Source organism: Listeria grayi, from assembly GCF_900638015.1.
Taxonomy (GTDB): Bacteria; Bacillota; Bacilli; order Lactobacillales; family Listeriaceae; genus Listeria; species Listeria grayi.
Genome location: NZ_LR134483.1, coordinates 2,446,779 through 2,464,094 on the forward strand (window position 1 = coordinate 2,446,779; position 17,316 = coordinate 2,464,094).

The following is a 17,316-nucleotide window of genomic DNA, read 5'->3' on the forward strand; positions in this document are numbered from 1 at the left end:
TTCGTCTCATCCTTCCGCCTTTATTTCTAATAAAGCATCCCGCAGTTCCGCTGCTCGTTCAAAGTCAAGCGCTTTGGCAGCCTGCTTCATTTCTCGTTCCATTTCTTCGATAAAAGCGGCTCTTTCTTCTTTCGTCATTTTGCTGATGTCTGTCAGTTCTGCTTCTTCCTCTTCAGCGGCGACGGTGGCTGTGATTGCTCCGCGGATATCTTTCTTGATCGTTTGTGGTGTGATACCGTGTTCTTCATTGTAGGCGATTTGGATCTCACGGCGACGTTGCGTTTCATTGATCGCATTCGTCATGGAATCCGTATAACGGTCAGCATACATGATGACTTTTCCGTTTTCATTACGAGCTGCCCGGCCGATCGTTTGGATCAGCGAACGCTCGGAGCGCAGGAATCCTTCTTTATCGGCGTCTAAAATCGCAACGAGCGATACTTCCGGAAGATCGATCCCTTCACGAAGCAAGTTGATCCCGACAAGCACATCATATACGCCTAAACGCAGATCGCGAATGATCTCGATTCGTTCAAGTGTTTTGACTTCCGAATGTAGATATTGGACTTTTACGCCTGCTTCTTTTAAATAATCGGTAAGGTCTTCGGACATTTTTTTCGTCAATGTCGTAATTAGGACGCGTTCATTTTTGGTAACGCGTTCCGCGATCTCATCCATTAAATCATCGATCTGTCCTGGGATCGGTCTTACTTCAATGACCGGATCAAGCAGACCAGTCGGCCGAATGATCTGTTCGATGACATCTGGGTTTTTTTCCAATTCATATGGTCCCGGTGTTGCGGATACATACATGATCTGGTTGACATGCTTCTCGAATTCTTCAAATTTAAGTGGACGGTTATCCAGCGCAGAAGGTAAGCGGAAGCCATGATCGATCAAGACTTGTTTACGAGCTTGGTCTCCGTTATACATGGCACGGATCTGCGGCATCGTAACATGCGATTCGTCAATGACCATCTGAAAATCATCTGGGAAATAATCTAGCAATGTATATGGCGTTGACCCTGGCGCACGAAGCGCTAAGTGTCTAGAATAGTTTTCGATCCCCGAACAATAGCCCATTTCTTCCATCATTTCCAAGTCATAATTCGTCCGTTGTTCTAACCGTTGCGCTTCTAGTAATTTATCATTATCACGCAATTCTTTTAAACGGTCTTTTAATTCGGTCTTTATGTTGACCATAGCTTTTTCTAAAATATCACGACGGGTCACAAAGTGAGACGCCGGAAAGATCGATACGTGTTCCCGATCACCGATGATCTCACCAGTCAAGGCGTCCACTTCACGAATCCGTTCAATCTCATCTCCAAAAAATTCAACGCGGATACAGTGTTCATCACGAGAAGCTGGGAAGATCTCGACAACATCTCCACGTACTCGAAAACGGCCACGCTGAAAATCGATATCGTTACGGTCATACTGGATATCGACTAATTTACGAAGCAACTGGTCGCGCCCGATCTCCATTCCAGTTCGCAATGAAACAAGCATCGCCCCATATTCCTCTGGCGAACCTAAGCCATAAATACACGATACACTTGCGATGATGATAACATCTCGTCTCTCAAATAAAGAAGCTGTCGCAGAATGTCGCAGCTTATCGATCTCATCATTGATGCTGGCATCTTTTTCGATATAGGTATCGCTTTGCGGCACGTACGCTTCCGGCTGATAATAATCATAATAGCTGACGAAATATTCGACTGCATTATTTGGGAAGAATTCCTTGAATTCACTATACAATTGTCCGGCTAGTGTTTTATTATGCGCCATTACTAGCGTTGGTTTATTGACTTCTTGAATAACATTGGACACAGTAAATGTTTTCCCTGTTCCTGTCGCTCCAAGTAATGTTTGATGTTTGATCCCTTTATTTAACCCCGCCACCAACTTTTCAATCGCCTTTGGCTGGTCTCCTTGCGGTGAATACTTAGAGACTAATTCAAATTGATCTTTCAATTCGGAATCCCCCGTTCTTTTCTGTTTATTCCCTGTTACCCGTTTTTTAAGAATAAAAAGCCTTTTCGCACGGAATAGTTACCTTTATTTTATCATAAAAACATCCATTCTCCTAACAAAAAGCGAAAATACGTTCGTCTTTTTGACTATTACATGAAAAAAAAGCTTACCGCAGTAAGCTTTTAATTTTGAGTTGTGATCTTTTCCGAAAAAGATGATTTTTTCTGCAGACTTACATAATCTAGCACGATAGGCGATTGTTTCAACAATAGCTGTTCTTCCCGCCATTTTTTGAAAACGATGGTTATTTCTGATTTATCTAGCTGTAAAAGCTTGGCTAAATAGGATTCATTGACATAATCTGGAAATACCAACATTCTATTTACCTTTTCTGGACTAAGTCCTAAATTCATCCAAGTAAGTTCCACCAGTTCATTAGCAATCTTTTTTTCTATTGTTGATTTTGAGTAATAATGTTGATGCGTCATGTACACTAAAAAAGAACTTACTTGCTGCAACATCAGCTGCATGTACTGTGGATTGGCAAACATGTGGTCTAGGAAATAATTCTTTTGCACCCGGAATACTTTTACATCCGTAAGCGCCATGACCCGATATTCAAAAAATGGGCTGCGTAATTGTTCATTGACGAAATGTTCGATCCCACAAAAACTCTCTGCTCCTAATAGATGGATCGGAACCCATTCTCCTTCTTGAAAAATCTCCATTCTGGCAGCGCCTTGTTCAATAAAACTAAAGTAATCCGGCGATAATGGTGCTTTATACTGATAGATGACCTCTTCTGCTCGCCAAAATTCCTTTTTCGTATATTCATTCGCCAACATTACGTTTGTAGTTAAAAATGTAATCAATTCATTTAACATGTGATTCCTCACTCCAATAATCTTTCTAAAACTATGTTCCCAACTATTTAAATTGCGTTCTATCTTTTAACTAGATAATCTCTTCCTGTTTTATCTATATTTTCATCATAAAGAAATTCGCTTCAAAAAACAGTTCTTATTTTTAAAGTAAATTTTTAAAAATGCAAAGTACCGCTTTTCGACTATGGTTGTAATCCATCACTTTCTTCGCCTATTATAAAGATAGTTTTTATTGCCTTTAGGAAAAATGTCAAATATGAAAGTTATCTTTAAAATTAAATCTACTAAAAGTAAGCTATGCTATACTTAGTAAATATTAAATTTAAATGGAGATGGTCCCAATCGAAATTTACACACATCCTGATAAAAGAAGCGTAATCGATTCTGCATTATCTATAATTATTGCAGAAAATGAATTACAGCTTAATATACTGCACCTTAATGAGTCAGAAACCGTTCATCTTGACGTCTTGAATGACCGCTTGCCGGAACGGATGAAAGTATCCGAACTGATTGTGTTCTGGTTAAAATGGTACGACCTGCGTCAAGATGTAGCACTTATATTGGAAAAATACCATTTGACTCCTTATGCAGCAATCTATTATAAAGATCTACAGCCTCCACAGCGACGTCTGCTGCAGATCGCCAAGCTGGCTATCAAGCCTTATACCAAAATCATCCTCAAAGAGCCGTTGCAAAACATTGATATTGAAACGAAGGACCGCGTGATCGCATTATTAAAAGAAATCAGTGCTTCTAAACAGATTATTTGTTTGACTAACAATACCGAAGAAGCCATGCTACTGTCCAATAATTGTTACCGTTTAACGCCGCATGACTTTAAACCGATCCAGATACAAGAAAACAATAACGAAACTCAATTAGAAGAAGCTGTCCCGCGAACGCTCCAAGTAAGACGGATCGCAGTGAAAGTAAATGACAAGACAATGCTGCTTGATCCAATCGATATCGACTATGTCGAAAGCCAAGACGGGAAAGTACTGCTTCATGTCGATGATGAGGTCTATTCACAAGAATCTACGCTTCAAAAAGTAGAGGATATAATCCGAAATTATGGCTTTTACCGCTGTCATCGTTCTTATATCGTCAATCTGCAAAAAATAAGCGAGATTGTTTCCTGGTCAAAAAATACGTACTCCCTTCGCTTGAATAATTCCAAAAGTACGTTGATCCCTCTTTCTAGACAAAAAATAAAAGAAATTGAACAACATTTCGATCTATCCTTGTAACTTTTCATCCGCTAAGAGGTACATCTCATCTCCATTTAGCTGCAACAGATCAGCCAGTATATTACACTGTTGTTGAATCTAAAGGAGGTTTAAGAATTGGAAAATATTATTAAAGTAAATCAGTTGACCAAACATCTTTCCGGCACCAGAATCATCGATGCGATGACATTTCAAGTGAAAAAAGGAGAGATTTTCGGTTTTTTGGGCCCTAGCGGTTCTGGAAAAACGACCACCATCAAAATGCTCACAGGGAAGTACTATCCATCCGGGGGCGAAATAGAGGTACTCGGTTTTCCACAATCAAAGATCGGTAGTTCTGCTTTCGCCAATAAAGTCGGCATACTATCGGATCATAGCGCCTTATATGAACGTCTGACCGTCCAAGATAATTTGATGCTTTTTGCGAAACTATACGATATGCCTCAAACAAAAATCGAAGAAGCCTTAGCATTTGTCGATTTAGCAGACAGCAAAAAGAAAGTGATCAAAACCTTATCTGCTGGAATGAAGCAACGTGTCTTATTAGCCAAAACGATCATGCATGAACCTGAACTGCTTTTCTTAGATGAGCCGACTTCCTCTCTTGATCCGATGACAATGGCTCATATCCACAACGGGTTGAAAGCACTCAACGAAAAGGGAACTACTATCTTTCTGACCACTCACAATATGGAAGAAGCAAATCATTTATGCCATCGTGTTGCATTCATTGAATCAGGAATGTTAAAAGTCATTGGTACACCAGAGGAATTACGATTTAGGCATTCTAATCAAACAATCAAAGTAATCCATAAAAACGGAAATGTTAAAAGACTAGATATGAACATGGATGCCGCTCGTTATATTTCCGATATGATCGAAGTGGACGACCTCAAGTTTATTTCCTCCGATCTACCGAGCTTAGGCGATGTTTTTCTGAAAGTTACTGGAAAGGAGCTGCTGTAAGATGCATATGAATCGGATCCATGCAATGATAGAAAAAGATCTTAAGGAATTTTTGCGAAATCCTGCATTATTCTTTATGCCGTTAGTCGTTTTTCTATTCAGTTATATTTATCGAATGGTCTCGCAATCAACTCCGAATGGACCGCATAGCACCTTAATATATTCAGTCATTTCTATGGCTTTTATTGCAGCAAGTGCGGCTGTCATTTTAGCATTGATGACTGAAGAACAAGAAAAAGGTACATTAGAGGGGCTCACCGAATCACCGGCGACTTCGATTGAGATCCTGAGTTCCAAAGCGGTCATTGGTATTATTATCTCGATAATCACTACCATTATCAGTCTGTTTATTTTAAATTTGCCCGTTCATTTACAACCAATCGAATATGCAGCATTAGTCATTCTGTTGCTGCTTTTCACGATGTTTGGTCTGATTGCAGGCTTGCTGGCGAAAAGCGCAGGGAGCTCAACGTTTTATAACATGCTTTTGTTTTTCATTTTTGGGATGAGTATTATGTATGAGTTGTTTTTCCCGGCGATCGGCAGCCCATTGTTCGAGAAAATCATTTTGTTTCTCCCTTCTAACTTAGCTTATCATCTACATGCAGATAATAAGCCTATCAATTTTGTATACCTATCGATTTGGCTGATAGCAGCAATCATTGTGTTGACGGCCGTGTTTAAGTCTAATACCAAGAAGCGCTAAATAAAAAGAAGAGGCTGCCCTCTTCTTTTTTTATTTCCCGGGTAATTATCTTTCATCCAATTGCTTCTTCACTTCGGCGATTTCTTGATTGATCTGCTGGATCTTTTCAATCGGTATCTCCATGTCTGCGATCCATTCATTTTTTCTCATCGTCAGTAGCTGTAATTTCGACTCCAACTCCGCTGTTTCTGCTGAGGAATGGTTGAGTTTCGTTGTGTCAAGCAGTTCCTTGGATTGGATAACTAATTCCCTCATCGCTACTTGGTCGATAAATGCCTTATCATGTGAAACGATCAGAACACCGCCTTGATATACATTTAAGAATCTTTCCAACGCTTCTAAGGCTTGAATATCCAAATAATTCGTTGGCTCGTCCAAGATCAAGACATTACTGTCGCTCACCAATATCTGGACAAGCCCCAGTCTGACCCGTTCGCCGCCACTTAAGCTGTCCGCGAGCTGCAAGACTTTTTCCTGACGAAAACCCATTGCTCCAAGAATATCAAAAATGACTTGATCCGGCTGGGTGGAAAATTGCTTGGCATTATCGAAAATCGTTTTTTGCATCTCGATCGTTTGGAAGTCTTGCGAGAAATAACCGATTTTGGCTTTCTCGGAAACATAAATCTCCGGACTATCATTTGCCAACAATTTTTTGATCAATGTGGTCTTACCGCTTCGATTCGGACCAATTAGTGCCAGCCGTTCCCCATCTGACCAATGGAAAGTTGCGTTCTTCAGTAATAAACGGTCAGCTACCTTTAGATCTAACGCTGTTATCCGCATGATCGTTTTACCATTGAACTGTGGCAGTCCTTGATCAACTAATTGAATCGTTTTTGCTTTTTTTACTTTTTCTACTTCGCTTAAACTTTCTTTGCGGTGTTCCAAACTTTTCGCTGTTGCCGCCATTTTCCGCTGTTTACCGTCGAAATTACCGACTAACGACATTGCTCGCGCTTCCGAGGAGCTCATGCCTTTTGGCGGTTTACGCATACGATCCGCTTTTATTTTTCGTTTTTGGATCTCTGCTTCGAGTTTTTTCTTCTCTTGCGTATACTGCACAAAAGCTTGTTCTTTTTTCTCGATATATTTTTCTTTTTGCTCTAAATAAGTTTGATAGTTCACTGGATACTCGGTATAAACCTGATTCTCGATTTCCCAGATCGAAGTTGCTAATTCTGTCAGCAAGTGGCGGTCATGTGTTACGAAAACAATGATCCCCGGATAGCGTTTCAGTTTATTGATCAGCCATTCTTGGTTAGCGCGGTCTAGGTTAGCGCTCGGCTCATCCAGCAATAAAATCTCTGGTCGTGCCTTCAACGCTTGATTTAAGTAGGCGCGAACTTGTTCTCCGCCGCTTTGTGTCGTATTTTCCTTTAATTGTGGTACTAGATAGCAACTTCCTGTCAAATCGATTTCGCCGTCATAGTCCGTATCTTTTCCTGTTAGCATTCGCAGTAAGGTCGTCTTCCCTCCACCGTTTTTGCCGACTATCCCTATTCTCGCGGCTTGCCTTGCTTGCAGATGTTTGATTGTAAACAATTTTTGTCCAGAAATTTCTTTTTGGATATTTGTTAGTATGATTTGTGCCATTACGCATCGTCTCCTTTTCTAGCTAATTTAAAAAGTGGAAACAAAAAAACCTCCAATCTTTACCAGAATTGGAAGTTGCAGATAATGGCGCAAAAAAAACACTAATAAGCCGTATACGTAGGCTAAAAAGGAATATTTACTGCGTCATTATTTGCTTTAACACCGATTCTGGTCATAGTTATCCTAATAAAAAGTCGTTTTATTAAAATAGCAGCAGATTTCGGGTTAAAATTTCATAATGACACATACCTCTTACTTTCCTAGATTTTGTTTATAGTCTATCACAATTAATCATTTTTCACAAATTGTCTCTTTCTTTTAGTTTACGCAGCATCACGGTTGCCAAGTAAAAGCCGACTGTCATTGAAAAGGCATCGATCACAATAAGCCACCATGTGTCTGTGTATCCCAATTTGGAAGATGCAGCTATCAGTCCTACCATCAGTATCAGACCGACGTATCTGCTGTAAGTTATCCGCGCAAAGACAACAACTAATAAACAGGGCAGGATAAAAGCCGAGATAAGCTGGTCGATCATGCGCGAGACCTCCTTTATTCTTCTTCTTTTAAGACATTTGACATAACGGTATTCGTAAGTTGCGGTAGTTCTGTTTTTTCGATCCCTTTTTCGGCAAGCATATCTGGAAGGATCTCATCAAGAAAATACTGCGCACTTGCCATTTCCCGGAACTGATAAATCGTCGCTAAGGCTTCCGTATAGATCTCGATGAAGACATTTTCTGGATTACCTTTTTGAATCTCACCAAAGGATTCATATAGCAAGTCGACTTTATCTGCTACGGCTAAGATCTTGCCTTCAATCGTCTGATCCTTACCTTCTTTTAGGAAATAGCGGTAGGCTTTTTGGAAACGTTCCGGTATTTCCCGCTCAATAAAGTTATGTGTCATACTTTCTTCTACTTCCGAGAGCATTTCCCGTAGTTCCGGAGTGGCGTATTTTACCGGCGTTTTGATGTCGCCGATGAATAATTCGGAGTAATCATGGTTCAATGCTTTTTCATAAAGAGAACGCCAATCGATCTCATTCCCTGCTTGTTCCTCCACTAATCCTAAGAATTGGGCAATGCTGGTTACTTTATAAGAATGTTCAGCCACAGAATGTTCTTGGTATTTGAACTTTCCGGGGCAGCGATAAATATTTTCTAAATCCGATAAACTTTGGAAGTATTGATGAATCCCCATCGAATCAATCCTTTCCTTTTTTATTGGTAGGGCTCGTTTTTTCTACCTCTCGCATAATAAGCGCAGCGATATAACCGAGAATCATGATAAGTGCTGAGGAGAAATTGCGGAAATTGTCGCTGGCAAAAATAAGGATGATAGCGGCAAGCATAAGTGTGAGAATATTTCCCCACAAGAATAATTTCTGACGCCGGGCAGTGTTTACCTCAAGCGAGCGATAGATCGTCTGGTAGCACAGGTACTGTACGAGGACGTACTCGATGATCGACAGCACGATAACGAGTGTCAACTGTTCTTTCCAGATGATCGCTGCTACTGCGATCGCAAGTAGCACGATAAAGCAAGTGACGGCACTGATCTTTTCTAAAGTAGTCCTTTTTTTCAAATTTTTTCCTCCAGCACGATAGTTTGTTTTCATTTTACTACACATTGCAGGTTTTAGCAGTAAAAAAAGTTCCCTCTATAAGCAAGAGAGAACTTTTAATGATGTTCTACATGTCGGATCGTTTGTTTCAATAGTTCTAAAACGTGCTTGTCATCTTGTGTATAATAAATAGAAGTTCCCTCTCGTCTTGATTTTACTAGACGAAGGTTTTTAAGAAAACGTAGCTGATGGGATACAGTCGTTTGGTTAAAGCCAAGGCTTCTTGCGATCTCGCCGACTGAGTATTCTTTATCACTGAGCAGATATAATATTTGTACGCGTGTTGGATCGGCCATCGCTTTAAATATTTGCGTGATGGAGAATAAAGTCTCTTCATCTAGTTTTGTTTCTAATTCTTCCATCTTCATTCCTCCGTTCTACTGACGATACTTATACATATCATAGCTAAATAGGAATGATTCCGCAAGTTATAGAGCTTTTTCTAACGATTCAAATCTTCAATTTGACCGCTTTTCAGATAAACGACCCATTCGCAGACGTTGGTCACGTAGTCGCCGATTCGTTCTAAGTATTGAGCGACAAACAGCAGGCGAGATGCTTCTTCCAGATCATCGGGGTGCGCCTGCATAAAGGCGATACATTTTTCATATACGACTTTGTGTAGCGCATCGACTTTGTTATCCCGCTCTGCCACGCTTCGAGCAGATTCATCGTCTTCTGCCAAGTATGCATTTAGGGCGTCATGCAGCATGTCTTTTACGATCGCGCCCATCTCACTGATTTCCGGTATCGGCTGAACGACTTTACTGTCACCGATTTTCCGTGTCATTCGAGCAATGCTGACGGCATGGTCACCGATCCGTTCCAAATCAGAGGTCGTTTTTAAGACGGTTACGATCTTACGCAGATCTCCGCCGACCGGCTGCTGTAAGGCGATCAATTCAAAGGAAGTATGTTCTAATTCAAGCTCCATATGATTGATCGCTTTGTCTTCTGCGATCACTTGATCGGCCATGGCGGTATCGCGTTCTACTAATGCTTTTACTGCTTTGATAACCGCCTCATTTGCCAACATTCCCATTTCTAATAAATGCTGATGCAAGTCATTAAGCTGTTCTGTGAAATTTCTCCGAACTGTCATGGTTTGTCCTCCTTATCCAAATCTTCCTGAGATATAGTCTTCTGTTTCCTTTGCATGCGGGTTGGTAAAAATCGTCGTCGTATCTGCAAACTCTACGATTCTTCCGTTTAAGAAGAACGCGGTTTCGTCTGATACTCGAGAAGCTTGCTGCATATTATGCGTTACAATAATAATCGTATAATCTTTCTTTAATTCCAAGATCAATTCTTCTATTTTTGCTGTTGAAATCGGGTCTAGTGCAGAAGTCGGTTCGTCCATCAAGATAATATCCGGCTTCACAGCAAGCACGCGGGCAATACACAAACGTTGTTGCTGTCCGCCTGACATCCCTAAAGCACTTTCATTCAAACGATCTTTTACTTCGTCCCAAAGCACTGCTTTACGCAGGCTTTCTTCCACGATCGCATCTAATTCTTTCTTGTTTTTAACGCCGTGCATACGTGGGCCGTAAGCGACATTGTCATAGATCGAAAAGGGAAACGGATTCCCCTGTTGGAATACCATCCCGACTTTCTTACGCAGATCGACGAAGTCCACTTTAGGCTGCTGGATATTATGATCTCCTAATTCGATTTTCCCAGTCGTTTTCACAGATGGAATCAAATCGTTCATCCGGTTAAGTGTCCGCAGAAAGGTCGACTTTCCACAACCTGAAGGTCCAATCAAGGCAGTGACTTTGTTTTGCTTGATGGCAAGATTCACATTAAAAAGTGCTTGCTTCTCACCGTAAAACAAATTTAGATCGGTTACATCTACTGCTGTTTCGGTATTATTTAATGTCGTTGTCATGGTTTCCCCTCCTTAACCGAAATTCCCGGAAATATAGGCTTCCGTTCTTTTCTCTTGTGGATTTGTAAAAATTTGTACAGTATCTGCAAACTCCACGACTTCTCCTAAATAGAAGAAGGCAGTGTAATCAGAGATACGACCGGCTTGTTGCATATTGTGTGTCACGATCGCGATCGTATATTTTTTCTTCAACTCTGCTATCAGATCTTCAATCTTGCTTGTTGAGATTGGATCAAGCGCTGACGCCGGTTCATCGAGAAGTAAGATTTGTGGTTCCATTGCGATTGCTCTGGCAATACAAAGCCGCTGCTGTTGTCCACCTGATAATGTCAAGGCACTTTTATTCAGTTCATCTTTTACTTCATCCCAAAGCGCTGCATCGCGAAGACTTTTTTCGACGCGTTCGTTCAATTCTTTTTTATTTTTGATACCATGCCGTTTCAATGCAAAAGCAATATTTTCATAAATCGATTTACTGAACGGATTCGGTTTTTGGAAAACCATCCCGATTTCTTTTCTTACTTGATAAAGGTCGACTTCTGGTCGATTGATATCTGTGTCACCATACCAGATATGTCCTTCCATCCTACAACCGTCGATTTCATTGTTCATTCGATTGAGGGCGCGTAAATATGTGGACTTACCACAGCCGGAAGGTCCAATCAGTGCGGTGACTTTATTTTTTTCAAATGGCAGGCTGACTCCTTTGATGGCATGATTATCGCCATAATATACATGCAAGTCTTCCGTTGCCATAGCATGATGGTTTTTTGCTGTTATCATTTCGTTTCACTCCTTCTCGTCATCAGGCTGATGTCATCCGTTTATACAGGATGCGACCAACTATTCTTGCTAGGATGTTAAAGATCAAGACAGATAAGATCAAGACTGCTGAAGCACCGTCAGATACAGCGGCTGCGTCAGGCATGACCCCTTCCCCGTTGATTTTCCAGATGTGGACTGCAAGTGTTTCTGCTGGGCGGAAAATATTGAGCGGTGAAGTTGCACTGAATGGATTCCAATTTGCAAAATCAAGAATAGGCGTACTTTGCCCTGCGGTGAAAATCAGTGCTGCAGCTTCTCCGAATACTCTTCCGGCACCAAGAATAACGCCTGTGATAATTGCCGGCAGAGCAGCTGGAACTAATACGCGTGTGATCGTTTCCCAGCGTGAAAGTCCTAATGCCAATCCTGCTTCCCGCTGTGCATCCGGGATCGAGCGCAGTGCATCTTCAACAACGCGTATCAAGAGCGGTAAGTTAAAGATCGTCAACGTCAGAGCTCCGGAAAGGACGGAGAAGCTCCAGCCCATTTGAATAACGAATACTAAAAAGCCAAATAGGCCGACGACAATGGATGGTAAGGAGGATAAAACTTCGATCATCGTTCTTACAAAATCAGTGATCCAGTTTTGTTTAGCATATTCAGACATATAGATTCCTGCACCGATCGCGATTGGTACAGAGATGATCATTGTGATGACTAGCATATAAAAGGAATTCCAGATCTCAGGTGCGATCCCGCCGCCTGCTTGGAATGATTGTGGTGGTGTCGAAAGAAATTTCCAGCTGATCTCCGGTAGTCCTTTTACAAGGATATAGCCGAGTAAACCTGCTAGCACACAGACGATAAGGAAAGCGATCAAATAAAATATCACGGTAGCGATCTTGTCTTTTGTTTTAACATTCATTTCACTTTCCTCCTACGTCCGATAAACCGAATAATCAAGATAAACACTAATGACATTGCTAAAAGTACCATTGCAAGCGACCATAGTACGTTATTATCGAGGGTTCCCATGACCGTGTTGCCCATTCCCATTGTGAGGATACTGGTCAGCGTGGAAGCCGGTTCAAATAGAGAAGTCGGGATGACTGCTGAATTCCCGATGACCATTTGGACGGCAAGTGCTTCACCGAATGCACGAGCCATACCGAACACAACGGCGGTAAGCAGTCCGGAACGAGCACTTCGTAAAATAACTCTCCAGATCGTTTGCCATCTCGTTGCACCTAGAGCAAGAGAAGCTTGGCGATAAGAAGTCGGAACAGCTTTGATCGCATCGACACTAAGCGAGGTGACGGTTGGCAAGATCATAACTGTTAGAACGACTGTTGCTGCTGCGATACCAAAACCGCTGCCAGCGATGTGTTCCCGAATAAATGGCACGACAACGCTTAGTCCGATAAACCCGTAAACAACGGAAGGGATACCAACTAATAATTCCATTACCGGCTGCAAGATCCTTTTTCCAAAGCGAGGTGAGATCTCGACCATGAATACGGCTGCTCCGATCGCAAGTGGTGCCGCGATCACGGCTGCAAAGAGAGTTACCCCAAATGAACCGATGATCATCGGAAGTGCGCCGACTAATGCGTTTCCTGCGCTGTCTAATTTTGTTGGGTTCCAGTTTTTGCCACTAATAAAATCAATGAACGAGACTTTATTAGTGAAAAAAGTTGCCAGCCCCTTCGAGATGACAAAGTATAATATTGAAATAGCTGCGATCACCATAATGGCGATGCAGATAAATGTAATGACTTTACCTGTTGTTTCTAAGCGTGCTTTTTTGGAAGTGTGTTTTCGTTTACTTGTCTTAGATATTGCTTCCAATTGCGTAAGCTCCTTTCTTGCTCCCCTGTTTCTAAATAAATGAAGCGTCTATCCCTCCTATCGCTGGAAGGATAGACGTTCAGTTGGAATTTTTATTTTACGTCTGTTACTTTGCCGTCTGCTGTTCTTTCTACTTTCATGGACTTGATGGATTGGTAACCTAATTTGCCTACTAGCGAATCTTGAACATCACCGGAAAGCATGTAGTCGATGAATGTTTTAGTTAAGCCTTTTGCTTCACCATTCGTGTACATGTGTTCATATCCCCAAACTTTCCAATCGTTCGTTGCTACGTTGTCTTCTGTTGGTTTCACGTTGTCGATCGATACGCCAACTACGGAATCATCAATGTAAGAGAATGCTAGGTAGCTGATAGAACCTTTTGTTTCAGTAACGATTTTACGAACAGTTCCTGAAGAATCTTGTTCTTGTGCTTTGACTGGAGTTGCACCTTTTAATGCCCATTTTTCGAAAACAGCACGAGTACCGCTTCCTTCAGCACGGTTGATGATCGTGATTTTTTCATCTTTCCCGCCAACTTCTTTCCAGTTTTTCACTTTACCAGTGAAAACATCGATCAATTGTTTTTGAGATAAGTTTGTGATGCCTGTGTCTTTGTTTACTACAGGAGCCATACCAACAACTGCAACTTTGTGATCTACGATTTTAGAAGCGTCTACGCCATCTTTTTCTTCTGCGAATACATCTGAGTTACCGATATCGACTGCGCCTTGTTGTACTTGTGTAAGTCCAGTACCAGAACCGCCACCTTGTACGTTAACTTGTGCTTTCGGGTTTTTGCTAGTGAAATCTTTGGATGCTGCTTCTACTAATGGTTGTAATGCTGTAGAGCCGACTGCTGTGATCGTTCCGGATGTATCTGATTTCTTGCTATCTGCTTTTGAAGAATTTGAACCACTATTTCCACATGCACTGAAAATAAGTAGTACTGCTCCCAATAATGCCACTATCCCAAATAAACGTTTTCTCATTTTTTATTTCCCACCTTAATTAGTTTTAGTAGTTAGTTCTTACAGTCTTTACTATAAAGTAGCAGCATTAAGGCATTATGTAGCAAATGTTAAGATAATGTAAATGTTAAAATTTATATCGATATTCTGTAAATTTCGTTACAGAAACTATTCAAAACATTGCGTTTGAAATTAAAAAAGGACACCGGCGCTGTGCCCATGTCCTGCTTGGTCATTATTTCTTTACGATTCCCTTCGTTATATAAAGAATCGTGTTTTCTACTTCAACTTCATCTTCCCAAGAAATATTTGGAGCGAGGAAGAAACGAGTGAGCAGAAAACCGATCACATTAGTTAATATCGCCCGCAGAATCGTATCATCTGGCAAATCGACCAACTCTCCTTGCGCCTTGTAATGCTGGATGATTTTCACTAAAGTCGGTTTGACTCTGGTGGAAAAAATACCGATGAACCGCTCGCGCAGATCCTCTTGATAAAAAAGCTCCATGGCGAATATTTTAATGATCTGGCTGTTTTCATCTACAAAAGCAAAACGATTTTTGATAATTTCCCTCAAAAATGAAGCAAAGCTTGGATACGCCTGGATCAATACTTCGCTTTTAAACTCTTCGGCAACTGGCGGCACGATCTTTCCAAGAATAGCAGGTGTGGTAATTGCCTGCAAGAGTTCTTTTTTAGTTTTATAATGGCGAAATACCGTCCCTTCTGCTACATCTGCCAGCTTGGCGATCTCACTTGTACTTGTTGCCGCATAACCTTTTTCTGCAAAAAGAGCAATTGCAGCTATAAGAATATTTTTTTGTTTTGGGCTTAACTGTTTTTCTTCTTCTGCTGCCTCTAACACCAACTGCAGTAAATTTATTTTTTCCGCCACATTGATCCCTCTTTCTACATTTTTCGATATTTTTTAAGTGCAAACATATTTAAAATCAAAAAACCAATCGCAAAAAGTAATAATATGCCTATATCATATTGAATCGCTGAGAACCCTTGTCCTTTTATCATAACAGCCTGCAAAGCATCTGCACCATAATAAAATGGCATGATATGAGCGATCCACTGAAGCCAGTTTGCCATTCCTTCGATCGAAAAGATGCCACAAAACAATACTTGCGGTACGATCACGATCGGAATAAATTGAATGATTTGGAATTCGCTGCTGGCAAAGGTCGAAAGCAACATCCCCAGCGCCATGGATACAAATGCCAATAATAGTGTGATCAGCAGGACGTACCAGATCGAACCATTTGCGATCATCCCCAATACGTTGACGGCATAAAAAACCACCAGCACCGATTGGATAACGGCAAAGATGCCAAAGCCAATCAGATATCCGAGTTCCAATTCGAACCGCTTGATCGGAGTCACCATCAATCTCTCCAATGTTCCAGTGGTTCGCTCCCTCAAGAATGAGATTCCTGCGATCAGAAAGACGAAGAAGAAAACAAAGAAGCCGATGAAGATTGGCGCGATCGTGTCGAAATAGCTAGTATCTTTATCTCCATATACATAGTTAGTATGGACCTTGAGATGTTGCGGTTTGCTGATTTTCGGCTGTTTGAGCTGTGGCCCTTGTGGAAGTTGTTTGACAACTTGTTGCAATTCCTTAATTGTTTGTGTCATTTCTTTCGTTGTCGCAGTAAATTGCTTTTGTTCGCTCTTTTTCAATGCTTGCTGAAATTTCTGCGCGATTTCTTTGGTTTTATTCGGGTCGTCGTTTTGAAAAGTAAGCGTGAGCGTCTTCCCTTTTTTGATGATCACGGCATCATAGTCATTTTCTTTGATGAGCTTGTCCGCGGAAACATCGGAAGAAATCGTTTTTAGCGTCATATCTGTATCCCGCAGTGTTTTTGTAAAAGTGGCGGATAATCCTTGAATCCCGACATTCGGTGTAATGCTGTCACTTTGAAATAAAAAGTGAAGTAGTGTAAGTAAGAGTAATGGTGCTAAAAACAGAAGCGCCAATGTGCGCTTGTCGCGGCGAAATTGATTCATGATCCGTTTTACAATGGCTGCGATCCGCATCATTCATCCCTCCCAAATCTCAAAAATGCTTCTTCCAATTCAGCGCTATGCGTCTGCTCTTTCAGCGCTTGCGGCGAGCCAGTCGCGATAACGCGGCCTTCTCGGATCATTGTCAACCGGTCGCATTTTTCCGCTTCATCCATGACATGCGTCGTTACCAAGATCCCTTTGCCACTCTCTTTCAACTTTCGTAATTCTTCCCAGATCGACTTGCGGAGTTCGGGATCGATTCCAACTGTCGGCTCATCTAATATCAAAACGGCTGGGTCAACGAGTAGAACAATCGCCAATGACAGACGTCTTTTCATACCACCGGAAAAATCTGCCACTTTTTTCTTCATTTCTGCGGTCAATCCAACTATTTCCGCAGCATAGGCGATTCTCTCTTTTTTATATGTTTTTTTCAAGCCATAAAGCGACGCGAAGAAATCCAAATTTTCATACGCAGTCAATTCGGTGTATAAGGCATCCGATTGTGCCATATACCCGATCTTCTTCATTACTGTTAAGGTCGGCATCTTGGCATCCAGCACTATCACTTCTCCACTGCTCGCCTTTTCCATCCCGATGATCGCTTTCACCAGTGTTGTTTTCCCGGCACCGGAAGGCCCAATCAGCCCGTAGATTTCACCTTGCTTTACTTGAATCGCAACATCCTTTAAGATTTGTTTCTTTTGCAATTTAATATTGAGGTTGTTTGTTTCGATCAATATGCTCACCTTTCATCCCTCCATCTACTAAAATGAGTGATTACTCACTTACATTCTAAAAGATATAGAGATGAATGTAAAGCGTTATTATTTTTAG

General features: G+C 41.3%; 19 protein-coding genes. 3 read left to right on the forward strand and 16 right to left on the reverse strand.

Going from position 1 to position 17,316, the window contains the following annotated elements; all coding sequences use genetic code 11:
• Positions 1 to 6: 6 nt before the first annotated feature.
• Both uvrB and EL241_RS12015 read right to left on the reverse strand, forming a co-directional pair.
• The gene (gene uvrB, locus EL241_RS12010) at positions 7 to 1,980 is read right to left on the reverse strand and encodes an excinuclease ABC subunit UvrB (protein ID WP_003758921.1); all 1,974 of its coding nucleotides are present in this window, start codon (positions 1,978 to 1,980) and stop codon (positions 7 to 9) included.
• 182 nt (positions 1,981 to 2,162) lie between these two features.
• Positions 2,163 to 2,864 (reverse strand): cyclic nucleotide-binding domain-containing protein, encoded by a 702-nt coding sequence (locus EL241_RS12015; RefSeq protein WP_126320622.1) that lies wholly within the window; start codon positions 2,862 to 2,864, stop codon positions 2,163 to 2,165.
• 326 nt (positions 2,865 to 3,190) lie between these two features.
• Between EL241_RS12015 and EL241_RS12020 the strand changes: the two genes are divergently transcribed.
• The 3 genes from EL241_RS12020 (at position 3,191) to EL241_RS12030 (ending at position 5,765) form a co-directional block, all read left to right on the forward strand.
• Positions 3,191 to 4,114, forward strand: coding sequence for a LytTR family transcriptional regulator DNA-binding domain-containing protein (locus EL241_RS12020; protein ID WP_052009150.1), 924 nt, complete (start codon positions 3,191 to 3,193; stop codon positions 4,112 to 4,114).
• Between the two features lie 96 nt (positions 4,115 to 4,210).
• Positions 4,211 to 5,059 (forward strand): ABC transporter ATP-binding protein, encoded by an 849-nt coding sequence (locus EL241_RS12025; RefSeq protein WP_003758914.1) that lies wholly within the window; start codon positions 4,211 to 4,213, stop codon positions 5,057 to 5,059.
• A 1-nt stretch (position 5,060) separates the two neighbouring features.
• Positions 5,061 to 5,765 (forward strand): permease-like membrane multi-spanning protein, encoded by a 705-nt coding sequence (locus EL241_RS12030; protein ID WP_036105662.1) that lies wholly within the window; start codon positions 5,061 to 5,063, stop codon positions 5,763 to 5,765.
• Positions 5,766 to 5,810: 45 nt separating this feature from the next.
• Here the strand turns inward: EL241_RS12030 and abc-f are convergent, their stop codons facing one another.
• The 14 genes from abc-f to EL241_RS12100 all read right to left on the reverse strand — a co-directional run bounded on the left by abc-f (position 5,811) and on the right by EL241_RS12100 (position 17,228).
• Positions 5,811 to 7,361: a ribosomal protection-like ABC-F family protein gene (abc-f, locus tag EL241_RS12035; protein ID WP_126320623.1), complete on the reverse strand. Its 1,551-nt coding sequence runs from the start codon at positions 7,359 to 7,361 to the stop codon at positions 5,811 to 5,813.
• A 298-nt stretch (positions 7,362 to 7,659) separates the two neighbouring features.
• Entirely contained in the window at positions 7,660 to 7,896 is a 237-nt protein-coding gene (locus tag EL241_RS12040) for a CsbA family protein (RefSeq protein WP_036105802.1), read from the reverse strand.
• Positions 7,897 to 7,913: 17 nt separating this feature from the next.
• Positions 7,914 to 8,564 carry an HD domain-containing protein gene (locus EL241_RS12045; protein WP_003758906.1) on the reverse strand — a complete coding sequence of 217 codons (651 nt, stop codon included), beginning with the start codon at positions 8,562 to 8,564 and terminating at the stop codon, positions 7,914 to 7,916.
• Between the two features lie 4 nt (positions 8,565 to 8,568).
• Entirely contained in the window at positions 8,569 to 8,949 is a 381-nt protein-coding gene (locus EL241_RS12050; RefSeq protein ID WP_036105659.1) for a hypothetical protein, read from the reverse strand.
• A 95-nt stretch (positions 8,950 to 9,044) separates the two neighbouring features.
• Entirely contained in the window at positions 9,045 to 9,350 is a 306-nt protein-coding gene (locus EL241_RS12055) for an ArsR/SmtB family transcription factor (RefSeq protein WP_036105657.1), read from the reverse strand.
• Between the two features lie 80 nt (positions 9,351 to 9,430).
• The gene (gene phoU / locus EL241_RS12060; RefSeq protein WP_003758900.1) at positions 9,431 to 10,090 is read right to left on the reverse strand and encodes a phosphate signaling complex protein PhoU; all 660 of its coding nucleotides are present in this window, start codon (positions 10,088 to 10,090) and stop codon (positions 9,431 to 9,433) included.
• A 12-nt stretch (positions 10,091 to 10,102) separates the two neighbouring features.
• Positions 10,103 to 10,879 carry a phosphate ABC transporter ATP-binding protein PstB gene (pstB, locus tag EL241_RS12065; protein WP_003758898.1) on the reverse strand — a complete coding sequence of 259 codons (777 nt, stop codon included), beginning with the start codon at positions 10,877 to 10,879 and terminating at the stop codon, positions 10,103 to 10,105.
• Between the two features lie 12 nt (positions 10,880 to 10,891).
• Entirely contained in the window at positions 10,892 to 11,662 is a 771-nt protein-coding gene (gene pstB / locus EL241_RS12070; RefSeq protein ID WP_036105655.1) for a phosphate ABC transporter ATP-binding protein PstB, read from the reverse strand.
• Positions 11,663 to 11,684: 22 nt separating this feature from the next.
• Complete coding sequence (pstA, locus tag EL241_RS12075) at positions 11,685 to 12,569, reverse strand: phosphate ABC transporter permease PstA (RefSeq protein ID WP_036105651.1); 885 nt, start codon at positions 12,567 to 12,569, stop codon at positions 11,685 to 11,687.
• Positions 12,566 to 13,492, reverse strand: coding sequence for a phosphate ABC transporter permease subunit PstC (gene pstC / locus EL241_RS12080; protein ID WP_003758890.1), 927 nt, complete (start codon positions 13,490 to 13,492; stop codon positions 12,566 to 12,568). The genes pstA and pstC overlap by 4 nt, the downstream gene beginning before the upstream one ends.
• A gap of 92 nt (positions 13,493 to 13,584) precedes the next feature.
• Positions 13,585 to 14,484 carry a phosphate ABC transporter substrate-binding protein gene (locus tag EL241_RS12085; RefSeq protein WP_036105648.1) on the reverse strand — a complete coding sequence of 300 codons (900 nt, stop codon included), beginning with the start codon at positions 14,482 to 14,484 and terminating at the stop codon, positions 13,585 to 13,587.
• 214 nt (positions 14,485 to 14,698) lie between these two features.
• Complete coding sequence (locus EL241_RS12090) at positions 14,699 to 15,358, reverse strand: TetR/AcrR family transcriptional regulator (protein WP_003758885.1); 660 nt, start codon at positions 15,356 to 15,358, stop codon at positions 14,699 to 14,701.
• A gap of 14 nt (positions 15,359 to 15,372) precedes the next feature.
• Positions 15,373 to 16,509, reverse strand: coding sequence for an ABC transporter permease (locus EL241_RS12095; protein ID WP_036105646.1), 1,137 nt, complete (start codon positions 16,507 to 16,509; stop codon positions 15,373 to 15,375).
• Positions 16,509 to 17,228, reverse strand: coding sequence for an ABC transporter ATP-binding protein (locus EL241_RS12100; protein WP_036105643.1), 720 nt, complete (start codon positions 17,226 to 17,228; stop codon positions 16,509 to 16,511). Before EL241_RS12100 ends, EL241_RS12095 begins: the two co-directional genes overlap by 1 nt.
• Between the last annotated feature and the right edge of the window lie 88 nt (positions 17,229 to 17,316).